Source organism: Moorena sp. SIO3E8, from assembly GCF_010692445.1.
GTDB classification, from domain to species: domain Bacteria; phylum Cyanobacteriota; class Cyanobacteriia; order Cyanobacteriales; family Coleofasciculaceae; genus Moorena; species Moorena bouillonii.
Window position 1 is genome coordinate 1 of sequence record NZ_JAAHHM010000314.1, and the last position, 2201, is coordinate 2201.

Below are 2201 nucleotides of genomic sequence, written 5' to 3' on the forward strand. Positions count from 1 at the left end.
ATAAACAAAATAAGTACCCAATAGCTGGCACCGATACTCCGCAAATCCTTGTTTTTCACTGAGCGGTAAGCCTTGAAGGTAAGTACAGTAATACCAGTTACAAATATTAGAAAAGCCAGCAGCCCCAGCGGACCAACTTCATGCATCACTTTGGGAAACCAAGTTTCTACCAAACTAGTTTTACCGAAAACACGAGCAGAGTTGGTCGCTCGTCCTAATCCCAGACCAATTAATGAGCCTCTGAGTCTATGCCAGGTAAAAGCAAATTGATGAAGGATAAAATCATCCGCTGGTGCAGCTTGCCAACGACCGATAAAACTATCTATCCGTTCCTGAACTACTTCAGGAAAAGCAGTTGCGGCAATTCCCAATAAAAGCCCTAATCCTCCCAGAATAGGTAAAAACCGTTTAAGGTTAGTGACTTGACCTGTTAAAACAAGCAGGATTACAGTTACGGTTGGCACCAAAGCCAGAGCAATCCGCTGGCCAGAGACCACTGCCAGAACAAAAACCGATGCCATGGCACCTAAACCAACACTTCGCCAACGAGCTGAGGGGTCGCTGAAAGCAGTAGCAAAGGTAAAAAAGGCATTAGAAATCAGGAACCAGCCCCACTGCCAAGGGGCAACAAAGGTTCCCGGTAAGCGGATTTGTCCCACTTGAGGACTATACAGTAAAGACCCACCCACAAAACATCTAGCATCTAGGGAAGCTTTGAATAAGGCAGCCCCCTCTCTGAATTGGGTTCCAGCGCATCTACCAGTTTTCAGCATCATGTACTGAATAAAGGCAAGGCTACAGCAGATAATAGCCAGAACTGTGAACATCCTTGAGAGGAAGAGTAATTCTTTCTTGCTACGGATCAGGTAGTAGGCACAAAAGATTAAGGGAATGTATCCCAAAAAAACTTTCAAACCCAAAATTCCCATTAGTATCGGCTGTCCATCGTCGCAGGTTACACCTCTACGCATCCCTGGTAAATCTGAACAGGGGGGAAGTAGTTGCTGGGCACCATTAGCAAACAAGAGTGTCAGCAAACTTGATGCGCACAAAATGCCTAAGGGTAGCATTAGGGATTTGGCTACTATGATTGGTTTTCTTTGCTGCTTACACTCTTGTATTAGACCAATCAAAGCAGGGATATAGATACCATCTTTAGCCAGCTGGAGCAGTGGACTATTGCCAATGGAGTAAATGATTGTGCCACTAAAAGGCATATAGATCAGGAATGCCCAAAGTGCTTTGCGAGGATATTTATAGGACAGAACCAGACAAGGCAGACCAGCTACTGCAGCTGCACCAGCTTTAGGATCAACCACCAGAGCCAGCAACACCCCGATAATCGCTCCAAAAGCTGCTGTCATAGTGATGATTTGGATGACTTCTCTACGCTCCCGTTGCGCTCGCCGTTTTTGAGCTAACTGTTGCTTCAGATTTAAGGTTGTGGTCTCAGATGGCGTTTTCCCTTTCTTTGATGCCTTAGATTTTGACCGACCTTTGACCATGGCAGAACCGTCCCATTGTCTATCGATGTTATTATTTTCTAATTTGGCATGTTCAAGTTTCAATTGGTGTTTGCGCGACGGTCAAGGGAGCTTGTATAAGCCAAAGTCATCACAAATTGATTTGCTCAACGCCTTTCGATTGAAGATGTTAAAGGATAATCTGTCTTCATTTGCTGATATATTCTCACCAGTACCAAGGATATAAACACTACCGGAAAAGGGTAATGGTTCTAGAGGGGTTCCCTTGTTAGCAAGAATACCTTTTACTTGCTCATGATCAATATAGAACTTGTAGTAGCCATAACCCCGATTATATTCAGGTTTTTCAGGTAACTCTAGTAAATTCCATCTAAGAATGTTCGCTGTCCCAGACATTCGATAGAATTGTTTTCGTTTTAAATATAAACAATCTTCCCCATCTCGATACTTATAACCTCTATTAATAAACCAGCCATTTCCCCTCAGATTGTGCCTAACAAATTCAGCTAACTGTTTGCTAAGACAATCATCGGCATCGACATTCATAGCATGAGTTGGGTCAAATCGACGAGCATAGGTTAATCCTGTCAGTAAGCATTCAGGTGATGGGGTTGACAAAAAGGGAAGGATGAGTAGTAGTGTAGAACCATGGAAATCAAACCGCCAGCTATCCCAAATAGCTTTGAAGCTCTGGAACTGCTGCCCCAATCAGTTCTG

General features: G+C 43.8%; 2 protein-coding genes. Both read right to left on the reverse strand.

Annotated elements, in window-relative coordinates:
* Positions 1 to 1568 (reverse strand): hormogonium polysaccharide biosynthesis protein HpsL (gene hpsL / locus F6K46_RS39385; protein WP_293118138.1); only part of this gene is annotated, 1568 nt, incomplete at its 3' end.
* 18 nt (positions 1569 to 1586) lie between these two features.
* Positions 1587 to 2102, reverse strand: a complete 516-nt coding sequence (locus F6K46_RS39390) for a hypothetical protein (protein ID WP_293064719.1) — start codon at positions 2100 to 2102, stop codon at positions 1587 to 1589.
* Positions 2103 to 2201: the final 99 nt, after the last annotated feature.